Genomic DNA, 21009 nt, shown 5'->3' with positions numbered 1-21009 from the left:
ACTACGACGCGCTAGACCGGACGAGCTCGTCCCACAGACCCCCGACTGTGCGGACGAGCTCGTTCTTTGTGCCGCTGTTGTCGATCACGTGATCGGCCACAGCCATGCGCTGCGCGCGCGAGGCCTGGGCCGCGATCCGGGCGCGCGCGTCGTCCTCACTCATCTGGCGGTCGCGCACCAGACGGTCAATCTGCACCTGTTCAGGCACGTCGACGACCACGACGACATCGCAGTGCTCCGCGGCGCCCATCTCCACCAGGAGCGGGTTGTCGTGGACCACGATGCCGTCCTCCCCCGCCGCGTGTTCCAGCTGCGTCGCCCGATCGCGGATCGCGGGATGCGTGATGGCCTCGAGATCCTCACGGGCCGCCGCGTCCGTAAACACGATGGCGCCCAAGGCGGGACGATTCAAGGTGCCGTCCGAGAGCAGCACCCCCTCGCCGAATCGCTGTGCGATCGCGGCGAGGGCGGGTTGACCCGGCGCCACGACGTCGCGAGCCAGCTGGTCATAGTCGATGACCACGGCGCCGCGCTCACGCAATAACGCACTGACGGTGCTCTTACCCGAGCCGATACCGCCGGTGAGCCCGACGCGGAGCGTCACTGCGTGGCCGCCGACCCGTACGTCGTCACGTGGACGTGGTCGTAGTGGTTGGCGGTGGCTCCGCCGCGGTCGCTCATCGGGCGCCAACCTTCGCTGGCGCGATCGACCGACCAGATCTTCTGCTCGTAGATGAGGTACTCGACCCCGAGCTCGGCCTGATGCGCCTGAAGGAACTCCGCAATCCGCCATCCGGTCGCGCCCGACACCATGATGTCGAGTGCCTGACCGGTGGCATGCTCGTTGCGTCCGGCGAGCCCGCCGTACGTGGACACTTCGGGGAAGGCCGCGCACACGGCACGATGCACGGCGATGGTGTCGGGCAGCAGTCCGCTCTCCACGCTGGAGCCGGTCGGGCACGGCGCGCCCGAGAGTCCGACGTTCTCCGGCTCCGGCTCGGGTTCGGGCTCCGGCGGCGGCTCGGGCTTCGGCTCCGTGGCCGACAACAGTTCCGCGGGCACCCAGCGCGGCAGGTCGTTGTGAACGATCTGCCGGAAGCCGTTCTCCTCGACGTCGGTGACGGCGACCTGGCTCCCCTTGCCGAGCGATGCCAACACCGGTGCGTCATCGGCAGCCGCCGAGCGCACCTCGACGTCCTCGAGCAGGAACATGACGCCGACGTGTTTCGCCTCGCCGGCGCCCGGCAAGGAAGGACGTCCCTCGCTGCGGCTGACCGGCGGCTCGGTGCGTGCACCGAGCAACGAGGCCGAGATGACGTCCGTTCGCTGGCTAGCAGCGTCCGCGGCCGGCTGCGCTGGCACCGCACCACCGAGGGTGGCGAGCGCGGCAGCGGCGACTGCGGTGATACCGACGGCGGGAGTCGCGGCCGTCCGGGTGAGCCGCCGGGCATCGAACCGGCGACGGGATGTGACCTTGCGGTGTCCGGGGGTCGACACAGCACCTCACTTGATGGTTGACAACCCGACCTACCCTACGGACCCGACCCAAACACGCCAAGGCCTCTGTCCACACCGCGACACGGCAACGGCCCCGGACCGTGTGGTCCGGGGCCGTTGCGTCGAGCCGGTTCCCCTCGATGAGGGGAGGCGATCACTCGCCGCCGGTCAGCTTCTCACGCAGCGCCTGCAGCGCCTCGTCCGAGGCGAGCGATCCGCCCGTGGGGGCCGGAGCCTCGGAGGAGTAACCGGCCGCCGGGGCCTCGACCTCGTCGACGTTGGCCTTCTCGGCGTCGGCGATCTGACGCTTGTGCGCCTCCCAGCGCTCGTGCGCCTCGGCGTACTGCTTCTCCCAGGTGGCGCGGGCCTCTTCGTAGCCCTCCTGCCACTCGCCGGTCTCCGGATCGAAGCCCTCGGGGTAGATGTAGTTGCCGTTCTCGTCGTACGAGGACGCCATGCCGTAGAGCGTGGGATCGAAGTCCTCGACGTCCTCGGCGACAGCGGTCTCGTTCGCCTGCTTGAGCGACAGCGAGATACGACGACGCTCGAGGTCGATGTCGATGATCTTGACCATGACCTGGTCGCCGATCTGCACGACCTGCTCGGGGATCTCGACGTGACGCTCGGCGAGCTCCGAGATGTGCACCAGGCCCTCGATGCCCTCCTCGACGCGGACGAAGGCGCCGAACGGGACGAGCTTGGTGACGCGGCCCGGAACGATCTGGCCGATCTGGTGCGTACGAGCGAAGTGCTGCCACGGGTCTTCCTGGGTCGCCTTGAGCGACAGCGAGACGCGCTCGCGCTCCATGTCGACCTCGAGGACCTCGACGGTGACCTCGTCGCCCACCTGAACGACCTCGTTCGGGTGGTCGATGTGCTTCCAGGACAGCTCCGAGACGTGCACGAGGCCGTCGACGCCGCCGAGATCGACGAACGCGCCGAAGTTGACGATGGAGCTGATGACGCCCTTGCGGACCTGGCCCTTCTTGAGCTCGGTCAGGAAGTTCTGGCGGACCGCGGACTGCGTCTCCTCCAGCCACGCGCGGCGCGACAGGACGACGTTGTTGCGGTTCTTGTCCAGCTCGATGATCTTGGCCTCGAGCTTCTGCCCGATGTAGGGGTCGAGGTCGCGGACGCGACGCATCTCGACGAGCGAGGCCGGCAGGAAGCCACGAAGACCGATGTCCATGATGAGGCCGCCCTTGACGACCTCGATGACGGTGCCCTCGACGACGCCTTCCTCGGCCTTGATCTTCTCGATGTCGCCCCAGGCGCGCTCGTACTGAGCACGCTTCTTGCTCAGGATCAGGCGGCCTTCCTTGTCCTCCTTCTGCAGGACCAGGGCCTCGATGTTGTCACCGACAGCGACGACCTCATTGGGGTCGATGTCGTGCTTGATCGACAGCTCGCGCGAGGGGATGACGCCCTCGGTCTTGTAGCCGATGTCGAGGAGAACTTCATCACGGTCCACTTTGACGATGGTGCCGTCGACGATGTCGCCGTCGTTGAAGTACTTGATGGTCTTGTCGATGGCGGCGAGGAAGTCGTCCTCGTTGCCGATGTCGTTGACCGCAACCTGCGGGGCCGCAGAAGGAGTTGCGAGGCCAGAAGTCATAAGGGATGGGCTCCGATGGATGGTGGATAGAGTTATCGAGCGCTCGCTCCCCTTGGATCGTGAACCGAGATGATGCCGCAGGGCTCACCACGGGACGCGAGTTGCGATCCTGCTCCGTCCGAGGAACGCACAGGTCGCCAGCGCATCTACAAGGGTACGCCACGCTCGTCGTCACACATAACCCGGGGCGAGCAGAAAATGTTCCCGAATCAGCTTCCGGGCGCGAGGAATGCGGCCAGCGCGCGGGCATAGAGCTCGATGTCGGCGGACGCCATGGTCTCGCGCGCAGCATGCATGGCCAGCTGCGGAGCTCCGACGTCGATCGTCAACATCCCGGTGCGGGCGGCGCTCAACGGGCCGATCGTCGAGCCGCACGGGAGGTCGGCGCGGTGGACGTAGCGCTGGAGCCGAACCCCGGCCTCCTCGCACGCCTGCGCGAAGATCGCGGTACCACGGGCGTCCGTGGCGTACCGGAGGTTCTGGTTCACCTTGAGCACCGGTCCCCCGCCCATCGTGATGCGGTGGAGCGGCTCGTGTTTGTCCGCGTAGTTGGGGTGCGTGGCGTGGGCCATGTCGCCCGAGGCGCACACGGACGCAGCGATGGCCCGGTGGTAGTCGTCGCGGCTGCCGCCGGCGGCGAGCACGATCCGCTCGATCGTGGTGGCCAGCAGATCGGACTGCGCACCGCGCTCGGAGGTGCTGCCGACCTCCTCGTGGTCGAACAGCACCAGCATGGTGTGGTGCGGCCCCGCGGGCCGGTCCGCGGCGAGGAACGCCCGAAGCCCGGCGAAACACGTGGCCTGGTTGTCCAGGCGGGGCGCGGCGACGAACTCGTCCTGCGGGCCGTAGAGGACGCTCGGCGCAGCATCGGCTGTCATCAGCTCGAAGCCGACGACATCGTCGCCTGGCACGTCGGCACGCTCGGCGAGCCAGGCGAGGAGGTTCTGCTCCCCCAGGCTCCAGATGCCGTTGAGGTGACGCTGCCGGTCGATCTCGCTGCCGCCGCGGTCGAGGTGAATCGCCAGATGTGGGACGCGGACCACCGGCTCCTCGGTGTGCACCAACACCTCGCGGCCACCCTTGAGCACCAGCCGCCCGGCGAGGGCGAGGTCGCGGTCGAGCCAGCTGTCGATGATCGGGCCGCCGTACGGCTCGAGTGCGACGACCCCGATGCCGTCGAAGCGCACGTCATAGTGCTGCTTGACACGCAGGTTGGGGCTGTCGGTGTGGGCGCCGACGACACGGAATCCTGTGTGGGCCGGAGCGCCCCCGGCCGTCGCCCAAGCGATGAGCGAACCGCCGCGCTGGACGTAGTAGCGGCCCGCCGCGGAGGGCCACGCTGCCGTCTCTTCGACGCGCTGGAACCCGGCGGCGCTGAGCTCGTCGGCGGCGGTCTGCACGGCGTGGAAGGGACTCGGCGACGCGTCGACGAAACGGCACAGGTCGGTTGCGGAGGCGTTCACCATGCCGCCACTGTAACGACGAACCGGGATGCGCCGGCCTTCGCCAGCACATCCCGGTTCGTCGTTCGCGTCAGCTCAGCTTGCGCCGGATGGCGAGTCCGCCGAGTCCGAGCAGGGCGATGGCGGCGGCCGCGCCACCGCGCACCAGGTTGGCGCGATCCTCGCCGTCCTCGGCGGCGAACGTCAGCTTGTATGCCGCACGTGAGACGGCGCCCTCCGGGCTTCCGTACGGCTGCAGCTCGGCGGCACGCTCGGCACCCGCCTCGATCAGCGCGTACTTCTGTCCGTAGTCCATCGCCGTCGCGTTGCCGACGTTCTTCAGCTGCGACGTGCCTTGATCCGACAGCTGCTGCGCACCCTCGGGAAGCTGCGGGGCCGAGCCCGCCGCCTGTCCGAGACCGTCAGCCAGCCGGCCGGCACCCGCGTCGAGCTTGCCCGCGCCGGCAGCCAGTTCTCGCGCACCGGGAGCGAGCTCGGCCGTACCGGCCGCGAGTTGCCCACTTCCGGTCGCGAGACGCGCCGTCCCATTCGCCAGTTCGCCCGCACCGGGAGCCAACTGCGCGAGGCCTCCATCAAGTTGATTGGCACCGCCGGCAAGTTGAGCTGAACCAGCAGCCAACTGACCCGACGCTCCCGCTGCATCTGTTGCACCTGCGCTAACGAGCCCAGAACCGTGGGATAACTCCGTCGTCCCCTGCTTCAGCATCTGGGAGTTCTCCCGGAGCTGAAAAGTCCCCGCGGCCAAATCGCCGGCTCCTGTTAGAAGCGCCCCTGCGCCAGCGTCGAGGTCGCTCAGTCCACCCGCTAGATCACCCAGACCATCGCGCAGAAGGACGGCGCCGCCAAGCACATCGCCCGCGCCAATTCTAGCTGCGACAAGACCGACATCCAGGAGCTCCAGCCCGCTCGTCACAGCTGCGGCACCACCGCGCAAGCTGGCCGGTTCGGACTGGTCGCCCACCCCGTCGATAGCAAATTGCAGACCTGCTACCACCTGTTCGAGCGCAGGCAGCATGCTGCTCGTCACTCCGGCATTCGACTGTTGGAGTCCGCCGATCAGCTGGTCCACCGTCGTTTCGAACGCCTGCCTTTCCTCAGGATCAGCGATTAGATTGGAGAATCCTCGTACTGACTGCAGACCAGTGATGACCTGCGCCAGCGACCCGCTCAACTGGGTCAGTCCGCCAGCGACTGCTCCCGCCCCATCTCGCGCTCGAGGCAAACCACTCGCCAACTGGTCCAACCCGGTCGACAGCTGGTTCATCCCGGCGATGAGCTGAGCAGGAACCTTTGCCGCCTCTTCGAGCCCGCCGTCAAGCGCTTCAGCGCCGTCTGCGAGTGCGATGGCGCCCGCACTCAAGGTCTCAGACCCCGCCACAGCATCCGAGGTCCCATCGGCGAGAGCACCGAGGCCACCGTTAAGCTGCTGGGCCCCATCATCCAGAGCGCCGGCACCAGTTACTAGGAGCGAGGCACCTTCATCGAGATCCGTGCTTCCAGCCCACAGCGCAGCAGCACCTGCAGCGATCTGCTGAAGGCCGACGAACAGGGCGGCGTTTCCATCACTGACCTGCCCCGCGCCTGCTCGAAGTTGCGCCGAACCTGCTCGCAATTCGGAGGCACCCGAGCTGAGTCGGCGTGCCCCATCGTCCGCTTGGGCTGCACCGTCACGAAGTTGCCAAGCTCCGGAATTGAGATCTCGTGCTCCAACACTGAGCTTCTTGGCTCCGGTCGAGAGCTGGCCGGTTCCGTCCTTGAGCTCGCCGGCACCCGCATCGAGTTGGAGGATGCCGGCGACGAGCTCCTCGGCTCCGTCGCGGATCTTCAGCAGGTTCTGATCGATGGTGGCGGCACCCTCGGTCAGTTCCGCACCCGAATCCGCGCCGCCCTTGTAGCTCGCGGCACCTCCCGCGAACGACGGGCTCGTCAGCGGGTTGACCGGAAGCACCGACATGTTCGCCTCCGGCACGAGACCGTCTTCGATCTCGGCGGTGTAGCCGAAGGTCGTGCGGTCAGCGCCGATCGGCGGGAACAAGGTCATCGTGAAGGACAGGAGCGTCCCGCCCTTGCCGTCGCCTGCCGCGTTGGCTTGCTCGGACTGCACGTTGGTGAAGTTCGCCGGCAGGACGGTCGACATCGAGCCGACCAGCGGCACGACGACCGCCATGGTCGAGGTCCTGGTCCTGCCCTCGCCGTCCACGTAGGTGACGTCCTGCTGCTCGCCGGTCATGTTCCGCACGTGGTACGTCACCTCGAGGGTGCCGCTCTTGCCGACGATGTCCTTGGGCTCGACCTTCTCGCCGTCGAGTCGATATTCCACACGGACGTCGACCGGCAACTCACCGTCGTAGTCCGCCACGGTGCGGTACGCCTTCTCGCCCTTGACACTCGTCGAGACGCGCTGTTTCCCGTCGCGAACCGAAACCCCTCCGAAGCCGTTGAGGTTCCGGGCCCCGTCGGCCACCGGATTGTCGATCTCGACCGATCCGTCGCCCTTCAGCACCAGCTGGTCATAGACCCGCTGCGACGACACCCGGCCGTCCGCCGTGAGCTTGGCGTCGACGGTCTCCGTGTTCGTGATCGACACGTCGCCGGAGACGCCCGACGCAGCGGACACCGCTCCAGCGATCGGCGCCTGAGCGGCGACGAGCAGGCATCCGCTGACCGCAGCCATGGTGGCCACCGCGTACTTACGCTTCGAGAACATCAGACCAACTCCCTCTCGTCGGCCGTGGCCGAGCGCGACTGCGACCCTGGATCCACGCACAGCACCGTCACGACGAGTCCCACCACGACCGCGAGCAGCAGGCTCGTCATCGTGGACACGGATTCGGTGGCGAACAGCGGCGGGTTCTCGGCGAACACGTGCTCGTAGGCACCGGCGAAACCGGCGGCCCCGAGCAGTACGGCCCAGAACGGCAGGCGACCGCGCGCCACTGCCGTGATGGCCGTCAGCACGAGGATGACGCCCGCGACGGTCGCGGCACGGCCGACGGACGTGTCGGGAAGCACGGCGACGCGCAGGGCGTAACCGACCCAGGCGACGACGAGGCCCACAGCGAACGCAGCGACCCGCAGGCCGAGCGATCGATGCGGTACCAGAGCGATGACGGCGCCCAGCCCGATTCCGAGGATCGCCACGAAGGCAATGCCGAGGTCCAGACTCTCGCCGAGCAATACGAATACAACGGCCGCCAGCGCCAACAGGGCACCGGCGACCAACTCTCCCTTGGTCATGTGTGACTGCTCGGGCCTCGAAACGATGGGGGTGAGGCCCGAGAACTCCCTTCTCCGGAGTGAATCAGATCACACTTTCGCGGATTTGGGTATGACCCCGCCGAGCGAGTTTGCTACCAGCTTCGGCAGAGCGGTCCCGTCTGCCGTAAGTTCAGTTATCGTGCAGGTCCGCCTCCGTTCTGCGACGCTCGTCGCCGCTGCGATGATGGTCATGAACGTCGTCACCTACGGCTTCAACCTGGTGGCCGCGCGCATGCTGATCCCGGCGGAATTCGGCGCCGTGACGGCACTGCTGAGCATCATCCTCGTCGCCAACGTCGTGTCGTTGGGACTCCAAGCGACCATCGCGCGCAAACTGTCGGTAGCTCCGGCAGAACGCCGGGCCGCGATCATCGGGGCCGCCTCCCGCGTGACGTGGGGCGTCTCCACCGCGGTGGGCGTCGTGGTCGCCTGCTCCACCGTGATCATGACACCGGCGCTGCGCCTCGACTCTCCTGTTCCCGTCGCGTTATGCGGCGCGATGATCGTGCCGTTGACCGTCATGGGGGCACAGGCGGGGGTCGCCCAGGGCTGCGAGCGCTGGCACAAGCTGTCCGCCATCTACCTGGGCAACGGCTTCGGCCGGCTCATCGGAGGCTGTGCCGGCATCCTGCTGTTCTCCGACGCGACCGGTGCCATGCTCGGTTTGGCGGTCGGCGCGTGGTTGCCGGTCATCGCCGGGCTGGGCCTGTTGCGCATCCGCGGTGTACACGACGACGTGCGCCCGCTTCTGACGGAGACGGCCGGATCGGCGTTCGCACTGTTGTCCTACTTCGTCCTCAGCAACGCCGACGCCCTCATCGCCCGGAACCTGTTCGACCCTCACGACAGCGGTCTCTACGCTGCCGGCCTGATCCTCACGAAAGCCACGTTGTTCCTCCCCCAGTTCGTCAGCGTCGTGTTGTTCCCGACGCTTTCGCGCGACGAAAGCCATCGCTCGCGTCTGGTGGCAGCCGCCGCGGTGACGCTCCTCGGAATCTGCGTCATCGGCGGAACCCTCGCGTTGCCGCAGCTCGCGCTCGCGCTCGTCGGCGGTCCGCAGTACGCCGAGATCGCCGACCGGTTGTGGCTGTTCGCACTCTCCGGCTCGTTCCTCGCGCTGGCGCACATGCTCGTGTTCGACGCCCTGGCCCGCCGCGCGAAGGGCGCGACAGCGCTCATCTGGGTCGCGCTCGCGTTCGTCGTGGCCCTCGCGTACGCGCTCGACGTCGAGACGACGGGGCTCGTGCTCATCGTCGCGGGATGCTCGGGAACGTTGTGCGCGGTGCTGCTTGCTCTGCCGCTGGTAACCGAGCGTCGCTCAGCACCGGCCCGGACACCCTGACGCGCCCTAGTGCCCGGCCTCGTGCCACGTCCGACCGACGCCGACCGAGACGTCCAGCGGCACCGACAACGCGGCCGCACCGGCCATCTGCTCGCGGACGAGGCTCTCGACGCGGTCGAGCTCGCCGCGCGCGACCTCGAGCACCAACTCGTCGTGCACCTGCAGCAGCATGCGTGACCGTAGCCCGGACTCGCGGAGCGCTCGCTCGACGCCCAGCATCGCGACCTTGATGATGTCTGCGGCCGACCCCTGAATCGGGGCGTTGAGCGCCATGCGTTCGGCCATCTCTCGACGCTGCCGGTTGTCGCTCTGCAGATCGGGCAAGTACCGGCGGCGCCCCATGATGGTCTCGGTGAAACCCGTCTGGCGGGCGTCGTCGACCACACCCTGCAGATAGTCGCGCACTCCACCGAACGTCTGGAAGTAGTCGTCCATCAGGACCTGCGCCTCGCCCGGGGTGATGCCGAGCTGCTGCCCCAGCCCGTATGAGGACAGACCGTAGGCGAGGCCGTAGTTCATCGCCTTGATGCGGGCCCGCAACCCGCCGTCGATGTCGTCGGGCGCGCGGTCGAAGACCTTGGCCGCCATGACGGTGTGGAAGTCGTGCCCGGACCGGAACGCCTCGATGAGGTCGGCGTCCTCGGACAGGTGCGCCATGATGCGCATCTCGATCTGGCTGTAATCGGCCGTCAGGAGCGTTTCGAAGCCCTCACCGACGCAGAACGCCTCGCGAATCCGCCGTCCCGACTCGGTGCGGATGGGGATGTTCTGCAGGTTGGGGTCGGCGGAGCTCAGCCGCCCGGTCGCCGCGATCGTCTGGTAGTAGGTCGTGTGGATGCGACCGTCGGACTGAACGGTCTTCTGCAGCCCCTCGACGGTCTGCCGCAACCGGGTGACGTCGCGGTGGGCCAGCAGATGCTCCAGGAAGGGATGCTCGGTCTTGGCGTACAACGACTGGAGCGCGTCAGCGTCGGTGGTGTAGCCGGTCTTGGTGCGCTTGGTCTTGGGCATCGCGAGCTCTTCGAAGAGCACGACCTGCAACTGCTTGGGCGACCCGAGGTTCACCTCGCGGCCGATCACCGCGTAGGCGTCCTGCGCCGCGCCGAGCATGCGCTCGGTGAACTCCTGGTGCAATGCGTCGAGGTGCGCACCGTCGACGGCGATGCCGGTGGCCTCCATCTGCCGTAACACGCGGATGAGCGGAAGCTCGACGGTGCGCAGCAGGTCGAGCGCGCCGTGCTGCTCCACCTGCGGCTCCAAGGTGGCCCACAGATCGACCGCTGCCCGCGCCCGCTGGACGGCGCTCTGCGCGCCGGCGGAGTCGTCGTCGAAAGCCAACTGTCCCGAGTCGTCGCTGGCGCTGATCTCGCGGTGCAGGTAGCGCACCGCTAGATCGGCGAGGTCGTAGGAACGCTGGTCGGGACGGACGAGGTAGGCGGCCAACGCAGTGTCCGCCACGACTCCGTCGACGCTCCATCCCTGGGCGGCCAGGGCATGAACCTGCCCCTTGGCGTCGTGCAGCACCTTGGCGCGCTCCGGATCGGCCAACCACGCCGCGAGCGCCGCGTCGTCCTGGTCGGTCAACGTGTCGGTGCTGACCCACATGCCGTGACCGTCGAGCGTCGCGACGGCGATGGTGTCCGCGCGCGCTCCCGACGGCCGCAGCGCACCCATCACGTCCACACCGACGACGGAGCCGGTGGCATGGGCGTCCAGCCACGCCTTCACCTCGCCCTGCCCCGGAAGCGCGAGAGCGAGTTCGACCGCGGCGTCGGCGGATGCCTTTTCGTCGCCGCCGCCGAGATAGTCGAACAGCCGCTCGCGCAGCGCCGAGAACTCCAAGGCGTCGAAGACCCGGTGGATCGCGTCGCGGTTCCACTCCGTCGTGAAACCGAGGTCGGTTGGTCCTGCCGGCAGGTCGAGATCGCACACCAGCGCGTTGAGCCGGCGGTTGCGAAGGACGTCGTCGAGGTGGTCGCGCAGCGACTGCCCCGCCTTGCCGCCGATGCCGTCGACGCCCGCCACGATGCCGTCGAGGCCGTCGTAGGCGTTGATCCACTTGGCGGCCGTCTTGGGTCCCACGCCGGGCACACCCGGCAGGTTGTCGCTCGATTCGCCGACCAGCGCGGCCAGGTCCGGATACCGCTGCGGGGGCACGCCGTACTTCTCCTCCACGGCGGCCGGTGTCATACGAGCGAGATCGGAGACGCCCCGCTTCGGGTAGAGAATCGTGGTGCGGTCGCTGACCAGCTGGAAGGAGTCGCGGTCACCCGTGCAGATGAGCACTTCCATGCCGGCTTCCTCGGCCTGGCGGGTGAGCGTGCCGATGACGTCGTCCGCCTCGTAACCGGGCTTCTCGAGGTACTGGATGCCGAGGGCGTCCAGCACCTCCTTGACGAGCTCGACCTGTCCCTTGAACTCCTGCGGCGACGCGGAGCGATTGGCCTTGTACTCCGCGTACTGCTCCGTGCGGAACGAGGCGCGCGAGACGTCGAACGCGACACCGACATGGGTGGGCCGCTCGTCGCGCAGCACGTTGATGAGCATCGAGGTGAACCCGAAGACAGCGTTCGTGCTCTGCCCCGTGGTGGTGGAGAAGTTCTCCACCGGTAGCGCGAAGAAGGCGCGGTAAGCGACTGAATGGCCGTCGATCAGCAGGAGTCGGTCCACGACAGCCACCCTAGACCGAGAGGCCGACAGGAAGGACCGACGGTCAGCCGACCGGGCTGCCCACGCGGCGTCGCAGCGTGCGCCGCACGGCCAGCAGCCGACCCGTCACCTTGGAGTACGCGACCTTGCCGTCGAGCCGAGCCCGCAGGCGACTCGTCTGCGTCGCGCGCAGCACAGCGATCTGGTTGAAGCCGAGTTTGGCGAGATAGCGGTTGGACTCGCGTGCGTGGACGGGCACCGAGGCGAGGGTGATCTCGCACCCCTGCTCCTCAGCGTGCGCGGCCATCGCCGAGAGCAACACGGTGGCGATGGACTTGCGGCGGAACTCCGGTGCGACCTGAATGTCGGTGACGATCAGGATGCGCGACCCGCTGATCGGGGTGAGCGTGCCGAGATCACCGACGACGGCGCCCACGACCTGCTCGTGCTCGTCGACGGCGACGATGATGCGGCGTCCGCGCCGCGCGAAGTTGAAGGCGAGGGCTTCGGCGGCCTCCTCACACGTCGGCTCACGCCACAGCAGCTGCTGGCTGAACGTGTCGGAATGCTCATCGCCGGCCGCGGCGGCACAGGCAGCCCACAGCCGGATCAGCTTCTCGGCGTCATCGATCGTCGCGTCCCGCAGCGTCACCGGCGGCCGTGCTCCCATGCCCCACCCTTCCGTCCGCTAACCAGCCCCCCCGACCAGGCCACAGCGTACGCCTCTCCTGGCGTGGCGCCCAGTCCTCGTCCCCACGTCGGGGACCGGCCGGGCGGCCGAAGAACGAAACCGAACTGTTACCAGCGTTTACTGCACACCCCCTGCGAATGCACCTATGCTCATCCGGAACGTGCGGGCAGTACCGTGCCCGGACACGAGACACAGGAGAAGTGTGTGCGACAGCGACTAGCTGCGGCATGCGTACTGATGCTGGGGGCGATCCTCCTCGGTGCCGGTGGCGCATATGGAACATCGCCCGCCGCGCTGCCGAGCGAGAGTCCGGACAACTCGATCACCGTCGTCCTCCTCGACACCCGGGGCACCGAAGCAGGTGAGCCCGGCACGCCCGTGCCCGACGTGGACATCGAGGTGTCGGACGACTCGGGGACGGTGGGCGAAGGCACCACCGACGAGGAGGGCCGCGTTTCCATTCCGATCCCCGGTCTCGGTTCGTACACGGTGACGGTGGACGAGGACACCCTCCCCGAGGACACCGAACTCAGCGGCGAGGGAGGCAACGAGCGCAGCGTCAACGTGGTCATCTCCGGCGACATGCGCGTGCAGTTCCCCATCGCCGACGAACGAGCAGCCGGCGCCGGGTTCGTCAGCAAGCTGATGACCGGCGCCGTCTCGGGCATCAAGTTCGGCCTCATCATCGGCCTGGCCGCTCTCGGTCTCTCCATGGTGTTCGGCACGACCGGCCTCACCAACTTCTCCCACGGCGAGCTCATCACCTTCGGTGGCCTCGTCGTCTACGGCTTCAACCGCGGGTTGGGGTTGCCAGTCGTCGTCGCCGGCATCCTCACCGTGTTCGTCTCCGCCGGTTTCGGCTGGGTGCAAGAACGCGGACTCTGGCGGCCGCTACGGCGGCGCGGCACCGGACTGGTCGCGATGATGATCGTTTCGATCGGTTTCGCGCTCTTCTTGCGCAACGTCTACCAGTACGTGTTCGGCGGCACCACCAAGTCGCTGTCGCAGTACGTCTCCCAGCAGCGGGTCTCCCTCGGCCCGGTGTCGCTCGCGCCCAAGGAGATGGCCATCATCGCGATCGCGCTCGTCGCGATCGCCCTCGTCTGCGCCGCCCTCATGACCACGCGACTGGGCAAGGCGACGCGCGCCGTCGCGGACAACCCCGCCCTGGCATCCTCGTCGGGCCTGCGCGTCGACGGGATCATCGGATGGGTGTGGATCATCGGCACCGCGCTGACCGGTCTCGCCGGCGTCCTGCTCGCGGTCGATCAGCAAGTCGAGTTCCAGATGGGCTTCAAGATGCTGCTGCTCGTGTTCGCCAGCGTGACCCTCGGCGGCCTCGGCACCATCTGGGGCGCGCTCATCGGCAGCATGGTCGTCGGCATCATGGTCGAGGTCTCCCCCGTGCTGGGCGTGCCGGCCGAACTCAAGTACACCCCGGCGTTGCTGGTGCTCATCCTCATCCTCCTGGTGAGGCCACAGGGCATCCTCGGGCGCCGCGAGCGGATCGGATGACGACATGGACTGGGGATCGATCTTCTCGAACGCCATGGCCTCGGCCCTCGGGCCCGACGCCATCGTCTACGCCCTGGCCGCCATCGGCCTGAACGTGCACTTCGGCTACACCGGGTTGCTCAACTTCGGTCAGGCCGGCTTCATGGCCGTGGCCGCCTACGGGCTGGCCGCCAGCGTCGCCACGTGGGGACTGCCCTTCTGGGTCGGTATCGCGATCGGCTTCGGTGCCGCGCTGTTGCTGGCCCTACTGCTCGGTGTTCCGACCCTGCGGCTGCGCGCCGACTACCTGGCCATCGCGACGATCGCGAGCGCGGAGATCCTCCGCCTCGTCTTCGGCTCGGTCACGCTGTCGGACTGGTTCGGCGGCAGCAACGGCCGTCAGCAGTTCGCCGACACCTTCTACGACCTGAACCCGTACTCGAGCCGCCTCGACTTCGGTCTCTTCAGCTTCAGTGCGAACGACGCGTGGGTGTTCACGGTCGGCTGGGTGCTGGTCGCGCTGAGCTGCCTGGCGGTCTGGTCGCTCATGCGCAGCCCGTGGGGCCGCGTCCTCAAGTCGATCCGCGAGGACGAGGACGCAGTGCGCTCGCTGGGCAAGAACGTGTTCTCCTACAAGATGCAGGCGCTGATCCTCGGCGGCATGTTCGGCGCGCTGGCCGGCTTCATGCTCGCGATCAAGCAACAGTCGGTGATCCCCACCGATTACGCCACCGACATCACGTTCTTCGCCTACACCGCCCTCTTGCTCGGCGGCGCCGGTCGCGTGCTGGGGCCCGTCATCGGTGCGATGATCTTCTGGTTCCTCATGACGTTCCTCGGAGGCTTCTTCAGCTCCGCGGCGTCCATCGACCTGATCCCGGACGTGGTCATGTCCGACATTCAGGCGAGCCTGGTTCGTTTCATCCTGGTCGGCGCGGGACTCATGGCCCTCATGATCTTCCGTCCGCAGGGCATCTTCGGAGACCGTAGGGAGATCGCGATCGATGGACGTTGAGACCTCAGCGACGGGCCGCGAGGCCCTCGCCTCGGTGCCGAACACGCCCGGGGCACCCAAGCCCGACCCGATCATCGTCGGCGACGACATCACCCGCACGTTCGGCGGGCTCACGGCCGTCGATGTCGAACATCTCGAGATCCAACGCGGCGTCATCACGGCGTTGATCGGGCCCAATGGTGCGGGCAAGACCACGTTGTTCAACCTGCTGACCGGTTTCGACAAGCCGGACTCCGGCGACTGGTCGTTCAACGGCCATCGGCTCGCCGGGCTCCCGGCCTTCAAGGTCGCCCGCCTCGGCATGGTCCGCACCTTCCAGCTCACGAAGGTGCTGTCGAAGCTCACGGTGATCGAGAACATGCGCCTCGGTGCGACCGGCCAACGGGGCGAGCGCTTCTGGCTCTCGTTGCTCCCGCCGCTGTGGCGTCCGCAGGAGCAGGAGAACACGGAGCGCGCCGACGAGCTGCTGCGCCGCTTCAAGCTCGACGCCAAGCGCGAGGACTTCGCCGGATCGCTCTCGGGCGGGCAGCGCAAGCTCCTCGAAATGGCGCGCGCCCTCATGGTCGACCCCGAGCTGATCATGCTCGACGAGCCGATGGCGGGCGTGAACCCGGCGCTCAAGCAGTCGCTGCTGGGACACGTGAAGTCGCTGCGCGACGAGGGACGCACCGTGCTGTTCGTCGAGCACGACATGGACATGGTGCGCGACATCTCCGACTGGGTGATCGTGATGGCGCAGGGCAAGATCGTGGCGGAAGGGCGCCCCGAGCAGATCATGTCAGATCCCGCCGTGATCGACGCGTACCTCGGTGCGCACCACGATGCGGACCTGAGCGAGCTCGACGCGGCGAGCATCGAAGCCGAGGCCTCGGCCGAGCTGGACCAGGAGGCGAAGGATGACTGACGACGCGACCACCACGACGCCCGAGCGCGAGGCTCACCTCGCCGCCGCCGAGGGGGCCATCCTGCGCGCGGACAACCTCATCGCGGGTTACCTGCCCGGCGTGAACATTCTCAACGGTGCCGACCTGTACTGCCAGCCAGGAGAGCTGGTGGGCATCATCGGTCCCAACGGAGCCGGAAAGTCGACCCTGCTCAAGGCGCTGTTCGGTCTCGTCACGGTGCATACCGGAACAGTGAAGCTCAACGGCGAGGACATCACGAACCTGCGCGCCGACCAGCTGGTCACCAAGGGCATCGGCTTCGTGCCCCAGACCAACAACGTGTTCCCGAGCCTGACGATCGAGGAGAATCTGCAGATGGGCTGCTACCAGCAGCCCAAGCGGTTCGCCGAGCGTTTCGACTTCGTGACCGAGCTGTTCCCGCGGTTGGGCGAACGGCGCAAGCAGCGCGCCGGTTCCCTCTCCGGCGGCGAGCGGCAGATGGTCGCGATGGGACGAGCGCTGATGATGGACCCGTCGGTTCTGCTCCTCGATGAGCCGTCCGCCGGCCTCTCTCCCGTCCTGCAGGATGAGGTCTTCGTCCAGACCCGCAACATCAACCGGGCCGGGGTATCGGTCGTCATGGTCGAGCAGAACGCCCGCCGGTGCCTGCAGATCTGCGACCGGGGCTACGTGCTGGACCAAGGCCGCAACGCCTACACCGGCACGGGCCGCGAACTGGCCGACGACCCGAAGGTCATCGAGCTCTATCTCGGCACGCTCGGCCAGCGCGACGCCGGCTGAGTCCAGCGCCGCGAGGAGGGCCCCGGGAGCCTGGCTCCTGGGGCCCTCGTCGTTGCTCAGCTCCCGGTTGGACCCGAGCGGGCATCCGTGGCCCCCGGCCTCCGCGTTTGTTCCGGTCACCCTAGCTAGCGTGGCTGCCGCGCAGGCTCGACGCGCGCCACGAACGACGATCGCCCCGGACCGAAGCCCGGGGCGATCGCTCACTGCGGAGCGGGTCCGATCAGATCTGACCGGCCTTGAACTCCACCGGCTCGAACGTGTTCTCGGCGTTGTACTGGAAGATACCGATCGATGCGGCGGTGATGCTGCCCGTGTCGCCGAACTCGATCGGCCCGGAGACACCGTCGTAGTCGATGTCCTCGCCCTGTTCGAGCAGCTCCTTGCACTCGGCGAACGTCGTGCACTTGGTGCCGTCGGCGGACACGTTCTGCATCTCCGACGCAATGGCCTGGCCCGAGTCGTTGTCGGCCGCGATCGCGGCGAGCGCCACCAGGATCACGGCGTCGTAGGACTCCGGTCCGTAGGTGAAGCTGTCGAGGTTCGGGTCGATGCTCAGCAGCCGCTCACGGAACTCGTCGCTGAGTTCCGCGCCCGGGTACGTCGCGCGCACGCCCTCGAGCGTGCCCGGCGGCAGGTCCGCGCTGTAGTCGGCGGTGTTGCCGTCGACGAAGTAGGTCTGCACGTCCTGCGGACCCACGCCAGCGCTGATCAGCTCGGGGATGATCTTGGTCGTCTCGTTGAACGCGACCAGGACGATCGCATCGGGGTTGGAGTTGGCGACCTCCTGGACCTCCGAGCCGAAGGTCGAGGCGTTCGCGTCGTAGAGCACCTTCGCCGCGACCGTGCCGCCGGCGTCGGTGAAGACCTGCTCGATCTGGTCCGAGAGCGCCTCCCCGTAGGCGTCCTGACGGGCGAGGATGGCGACGTTCTGTGCACCGTCCTCGGCCAACAGGTTGGCCATCACCGCGCCCTGGAGGATGTCCGAGGGTGCCGTGCGGAAGTACAGGCCCTTGTCGTCATACTCGTCGAACGTCGTCGACGTGTTGGCCGGCGAGATCTGGAGGACGCCGGCACCGACGATCTTGTCGATGACGGCCAGCGAGACGCCCGAGGCTGCCGCGCCCACGATCACGTCCGCATCGGCGTTGAGCAGCTTGTCGGTCTCGCCCGGAGCGATGTTCGGGGTGCCGTCGCCGGAGTCGGCCTTGACGCCCTTGACCTCCTGACCGAGGACGCCGCCGGCCTCGTTGATCTCCTGGATCGCGAGATCGACGCCCGCGAACTCCGGAGGACCGAGGAACGAGAGGTCGCCGGTCTGCGGCAACAGCGAACCGATGGTCAGGACACCGTCGCCCTCGGGGATCTCGGTGCTGTCGCCGGCGTCGTCGTCACTACCGCCACCGCCGCCGCAGGCGGCCAGCACGAGAGCACTCGCGCTGGCCACGGCGGCAAGGCGCAGCGTGTTGCGTGTGCGCTTCATCAATCCTCCGTGTGAGTGAGACAGCGTCCGGGCAGGACTCCCGCACGCGTTGGAGGAAAATCTAGTGCGCTTTTGTGACGTTGGGCGCACTCCTGCGTGATTGGCATGTTTCGTAGTCAAGTTGTAATCGAGATCACACTCACCGCCCGAGTGACGGCCCCTGCTCGATGACGGCCTCCGCGACCTCGCGCATCGACAGCCGCAGGTCCATGGCCGTCTTCTGGATCCAGCGGAAAGCGTCGGGCTCGCTCAGGTCCAGCGATGATTGCAGAATCGACTTGGCCCGCTCGACCGCCTTGCGCGCGGCCAACTGCTCGGACAGATCGCTCACTTCGGCCTCCAGCTGAGCGATCTCGGAGAATCGGCTGCGCGCCATCTCGATCGCCGGAACGAGGTCGGAGGGGGAGAACGGCTTCACGAGGTAGGCCATGGCCCCGGCCTCGCGGGCCCGCTCGACCAGATCGCGCTGACTGAACGCGGTGAGCATGACGACCGGCGCGATCCGTGCCCGGGCGATCTGTGAGGCCGCCGTGATCCCGTCGAGCTTGGGCATCTTGACGTCCATCACGACTAGATCAGGTCGGTGTTCCATGGCAAGGGCGACGGCCTGCTCACCGTCGGCGGCCTGGCCCACGACGTCGTAGCCCTCCTCGGCGAGCATCTCGGCGAGGTCCATACGGATGAGTGCCTCGTCCTCGGCGATCACGACGCGCGGAGGGGTCGGGGCATTCGTCTGGGAAGTCACCCCGTAAGGTTATCGGGCACCTAACGTGCATAGCCGGGTTGGCGGAATGGTAGACGCGATGGTCTCAAAAACCATTGTCCGCAAGGGCGTGCGGGTTCGAATCCCGCACCCGGCACGTCTCACGCGACCGAACTCGGGGCGTCGTCTCCCGAGCTTGGAGACCAGTCGACCGGCGAAGCCGCGTGCCGGCCCCGCCGGCACGTCCGAGTGAGCACACTCGTGCCGTGGGTTTCCGCGGGGTGCCGCCACCTACGGCTCTGCCTTCCGGCACCTCGGGCACAACGGAACGACAGGTTCACAGCGTGAGCCATCACGCACGGCTGACCTACATCACCTGGCAGTCCGACTCGCTGATTCCACATCGCGGAACTCCGGGCCAATCCCCCAACTTTTGGCCAGTTGTAGCCCGTTTCCAGCCCGGAGAAGGGCCACAACTGGCCAAAAGTCGCGCGGACCGCGGGACCTCGCGGGCCTTGACTCAGCCGGGGGTCTCGTCGAGTTCGTACGCCGGGACGACCTTGTTGATCGCGTCGCCCATCTGGTGGACGCGGAGCGCATTCGTGGAACCCGGAATTCCCGGAGGGGCGCCGGCAACGATGACGACGTTCGTGCCCTCGGCGCATTTGCCGATCTCGAGCAACGCCCGGTCGACCTGGAGGACCATCTGGTCGGTGTGGCGAACCTCCGGCACCCGGAACGTCTCCACACCCCAGGTCAGGGCGAGCTGGTTGCGCACCTTCTCGTGCGGCGTGAATGCGATGACGGGGATGTACGAACGGTAGCGAGCCATGCGCTGCGCCGTGTCACCACTGGTCGTGAACGCCACGACGTACTCGGCCTGCACGGCCTCGGCGACGTCGGCGGCCGCACGGCAGATGATGCCGCGCTTCGTGCGCGCCTTCCACGTGTACGCAGCCATGCGCGGAAGCCCATGGTCCTCCGTCGACGCGATGATGCGCGACATGATCTTGACGGTCTGCACCGGGAACTGCCCGACACTGGTCTCACCCGAGAGCATGACGGCGTCCGCGCCGTCGAGCACCGCGTTGGCCACGTCGGACGCCTCAGCGCGGGTGGGCCGGGGCGCGGAGATCATCGACTCGAGCATCTGCGTCGCCACGATGACGGGCTTGGCGTTACGGCGCGCCTTCTCGATGATCTGCTTCTGCACGAGCGGCACGTCTTCGAGCGGCAGCTCCACGCCGAGGTCGCCGCGCGCGACCATGAAGCCGTCGAACGCGTCCATGATGTCGTCGAGGTTCTCGACGGCCTGCGGCTTCTCGATCTTCGCGATGACGGGGACGAAGACGTCCTCCTCGGCCATGATCCGACGCACGTCCTCGGCGTCGGAGGCGTTCCGCACGAACGACAGCGCGATGAAGTCCACGCCGGCACGCAGCGCGAACCGCAGGTCGTCGACGTCCTTCTCGCTGAGCGCGGGAACGCTGACGTTGACGCCGGGGAGGTTGATGCCCTTGTTGTTGCTCACCGGGCCGGGGACCTCGACCGTCGTGACGACATCGGTGTCGGTGACCTCGGTGGCGCGCAGTCGCACCCGACCGTCATCGATGAGGATCTCGTCGCCGGCAGCGACGTCGCCGGGCAGCCCCTTGAACGTCGTCGACGCCCGGGACTGGTCACCGACGATGTCGTCGGTGGTGATGGTGAACGTGTCACCGTACTTGAGCTCGTACGGCCCGTCCTGGAAGCGGCCGAGCCGGATCTTGGGGCCCTGGAGGTCGGCCAGCACGGCGATGGCCTTGCCCGTCGCCTCGGCGGCCCGGCGGACCCGGTCCAGTCGCTTGAGCTGCTCCTCCTGGTCGCCGTGACTCATATTGAGCCGGGCCACATCCATGCCCGCGATCGCGAGTTCGAGGATGCGCTCAGCGGTGTCGGTGGCCGGTCCGAGGGTGCAGACGATCTTGGCTCTACGCACGCGTCCAGCCTAGTGCCGCCCGGAAGCTACTCGCGAGTCCGGCTCGTGGTCTCGATACGGGCGTGTCAGATGGTTTGTGTAAGTGGTTCGTCTCCTGATTGAAGGACGACACTGATGACCATGACAGATGAGGATGCTC

Annotated in this window: 16 protein-coding genes and 1 tRNA gene; 6 read left to right on the top strand and 11 right to left on the bottom strand. The window is 67.5% G+C overall.

Features of this window, described 5'->3' with window-relative positions; genetic code table 11:
* Position 1: 1 nt before the first annotated feature.
* From coaE to D9V41_RS12030, 6 genes are all read right to left on the bottom strand, one after another.
* On the bottom strand, positions 2–604 hold the full coding sequence (gene coaE / locus D9V41_RS12050) for a dephospho-CoA kinase (protein WP_243697251.1): 603 nt from the start codon (positions 602–604) through the stop codon (positions 2–4).
* Positions 601–1497: a VldE C-terminal domain-containing protein gene (locus D9V41_RS18495; RefSeq protein WP_243697250.1), complete on the bottom strand. Its 897-nt coding sequence runs from the start codon at positions 1495–1497 to the stop codon at positions 601–603. Before D9V41_RS18495 ends, coaE begins: the two co-directional genes overlap by 4 nt.
* A 154-nt stretch (positions 1498–1651) precedes the next feature.
* The gene (gene rpsA, locus D9V41_RS12045) at positions 1652–3112 is read right to left on the bottom strand and encodes a 30S ribosomal protein S1 (protein ID WP_121794826.1); all 1461 of its coding nucleotides are present in this window, start codon (positions 3110–3112) and stop codon (positions 1652–1654) included.
* A 209-nt stretch (positions 3113–3321) separates the two neighbouring features.
* Positions 3322–4578 (bottom strand): M18 family aminopeptidase, encoded by a 1257-nt coding sequence (locus D9V41_RS12040; RefSeq protein WP_121794825.1) that lies wholly within the window; start codon positions 4576–4578, stop codon positions 3322–3324.
* A gap of 67 nt (positions 4579–4645) precedes the next feature.
* On the bottom strand, positions 4646–7282 hold the full coding sequence (locus D9V41_RS12035; protein ID WP_121794824.1) for a YhgE/Pip domain-containing protein: 2637 nt from the start codon (positions 7280–7282) through the stop codon (positions 4646–4648).
* Positions 7282–7812 carry a hypothetical protein gene (locus D9V41_RS12030; RefSeq protein WP_121794823.1) on the bottom strand — a complete coding sequence of 177 codons (531 nt, stop codon included), beginning with the start codon at positions 7810–7812 and terminating at the stop codon, positions 7282–7284. The genes D9V41_RS12035 and D9V41_RS12030 overlap by 1 nt, the downstream gene beginning before the upstream one ends.
* A 160-nt stretch (positions 7813–7972) precedes the next feature.
* Here D9V41_RS12030 and D9V41_RS12025 point away from each other — a divergent pair, with 160 nt between their 5' ends.
* The gene (locus D9V41_RS12025) at positions 7973–9175 is read left to right on the top strand and encodes a lipopolysaccharide biosynthesis protein (RefSeq protein ID WP_121794822.1); all 1203 of its coding nucleotides are present in this window, start codon (positions 7973–7975) and stop codon (positions 9173–9175) included.
* Positions 9176–9181: 6 nt separating this feature from the next.
* Here the strand turns inward: D9V41_RS12025 and polA are convergent, their stop codons facing one another.
* Positions 9182–11845: a DNA polymerase I gene (polA, locus tag D9V41_RS12020; RefSeq protein ID WP_166376022.1), complete on the bottom strand. Its 2664-nt coding sequence runs from the start codon at positions 11843–11845 to the stop codon at positions 9182–9184.
* 43 nt (positions 11846–11888) lie between these two features.
* Positions 11889–12494, bottom strand: a complete 606-nt coding sequence (locus D9V41_RS12015; protein ID WP_121794820.1) for a GNAT family N-acetyltransferase — start codon at positions 12492–12494, stop codon at positions 11889–11891.
* 225 nt (positions 12495–12719) lie between these two features.
* Here D9V41_RS12015 and D9V41_RS12010 point away from each other — a divergent pair, with 225 nt between their 5' ends.
* Genes D9V41_RS12010 through D9V41_RS11995 form a run of 4 tightly spaced genes read left to right on the top strand, consistent with a single transcriptional unit; the run spans position 12720 to position 16709 of the window.
* A complete protein-coding gene (locus D9V41_RS12010) occupies positions 12720–14030 on the top strand; it encodes an ABC transporter permease subunit (protein ID WP_208006845.1) in 1311 nt (436 codons plus the stop codon).
* Between the two features lie 4 nt (positions 14031–14034).
* Positions 14035–15024, top strand: a complete 990-nt coding sequence (locus D9V41_RS12005; RefSeq protein ID WP_121794818.1) for a branched-chain amino acid ABC transporter permease — start codon at positions 14035–14037, stop codon at positions 15022–15024.
* A complete protein-coding gene (locus D9V41_RS12000; RefSeq protein WP_121794817.1) occupies positions 15014–15928 on the top strand; it encodes an ABC transporter ATP-binding protein in 915 nt (304 codons plus the stop codon). The genes D9V41_RS12005 and D9V41_RS12000 overlap by 11 nt, the downstream gene beginning before the upstream one ends.
* On the top strand, positions 15921–16709 hold the full coding sequence (locus D9V41_RS11995) for an ABC transporter ATP-binding protein (protein ID WP_121794816.1): 789 nt from the start codon (positions 15921–15923) through the stop codon (positions 16707–16709). Before D9V41_RS12000 ends, D9V41_RS11995 begins: the two co-directional genes overlap by 8 nt.
* Positions 16710–16929: 220 nt before the next feature.
* Here D9V41_RS11995 and D9V41_RS11990 read toward each other — a convergent pair whose 3' ends face one another.
* Positions 16930–18189: an ABC transporter substrate-binding protein gene (locus D9V41_RS11990; protein ID WP_121794815.1), complete on the bottom strand. Its 1260-nt coding sequence runs from the start codon at positions 18187–18189 to the stop codon at positions 16930–16932.
* Positions 18190–18328: 139 nt separating this feature from the next.
* Positions 18329–18934: an ANTAR domain-containing response regulator gene (locus D9V41_RS11985; RefSeq protein ID WP_279432347.1), complete on the bottom strand. Its 606-nt coding sequence runs from the start codon at positions 18932–18934 to the stop codon at positions 18329–18331.
* 32 nt (positions 18935–18966) lie between these two features.
* On the opposite strand from D9V41_RS11985, the gene D9V41_RS11980 reads away from it, so the two are divergent.
* Positions 18967–19049: transfer RNA gene (locus D9V41_RS11980), tRNA-Leu, on the top strand.
* A gap of 363 nt (positions 19050–19412) precedes the next feature.
* On the opposite strand, the gene pyk is transcribed toward D9V41_RS11980, so the two are convergent.
* The gene (gene pyk, locus D9V41_RS11975; RefSeq protein WP_121794814.1) at positions 19413–20870 is read right to left on the bottom strand and encodes a pyruvate kinase; all 1458 of its coding nucleotides are present in this window, start codon (positions 20868–20870) and stop codon (positions 19413–19415) included.
* Positions 20871–21009: the final 139 nt, after the last annotated feature.

This window comes from Aeromicrobium phragmitis (assembly GCF_003674095.1).
GTDB lineage: Bacteria > Actinomycetota > Actinomycetes > Propionibacteriales > Nocardioidaceae > Aeromicrobium > Aeromicrobium phragmitis.
The sequence above is the reverse complement of the archived record's forward strand: the minus strand, read 5'-3'. Positions and strand labels throughout refer to the sequence as shown.

Excerpts from the sequence above, each read along its gene's own strand:
- D9V41_RS12040 (WP_121794825.1), bottom strand. The coding sequence starts at position 4,578 with ATGGTGAACGCCTCCGCAACCGACCTGTGCCGTTTCGTCGACGCGTCG.
- D9V41_RS11990 (WP_121794815.1), bottom strand. The coding sequence starts at position 18,189 with ATGAAGCGCACACGCAACACGCTGCGCCTTGCCGCCGTGGCCAGCGCG.
- D9V41_RS12035 (WP_121794824.1), bottom strand. The coding sequence starts at position 7,282 with ATGTTCTCGAAGCGTAAGTACGCGGTGGCCACCATGGCTGCGGTCAGC.
- D9V41_RS12030 (WP_121794823.1), bottom strand. The coding sequence starts at position 7,812 with ATGACCAAGGGAGAGTTGGTCGCCGGTGCCCTGTTGGCGCTGGCGGCC.
- D9V41_RS12000 (WP_121794817.1), top strand. The coding sequence starts at position 15,014 with ATGGACGTTGAGACCTCAGCGACGGGCCGCGAGGCCCTCGCCTCGGTG.
- rpsA (WP_121794826.1), bottom strand. The coding sequence starts at position 3,112 with ATGACTTCTGGCCTCGCAACTCCTTCTGCGGCCCCGCAGGTTGCGGTC.
- D9V41_RS12015 (WP_121794820.1), bottom strand. The coding sequence starts at position 12,494 with ATGGGAGCACGGCCGCCGGTGACGCTGCGGGACGCGACGATCGATGAC.
- D9V41_RS11995 (WP_121794816.1), top strand. The coding sequence starts at position 15,921 with ATGACTGACGACGCGACCACCACGACGCCCGAGCGCGAGGCTCACCTC.
- D9V41_RS12005 (WP_121794818.1), top strand. The coding sequence starts at position 14,035 with ATGGACTGGGGATCGATCTTCTCGAACGCCATGGCCTCGGCCCTCGGG.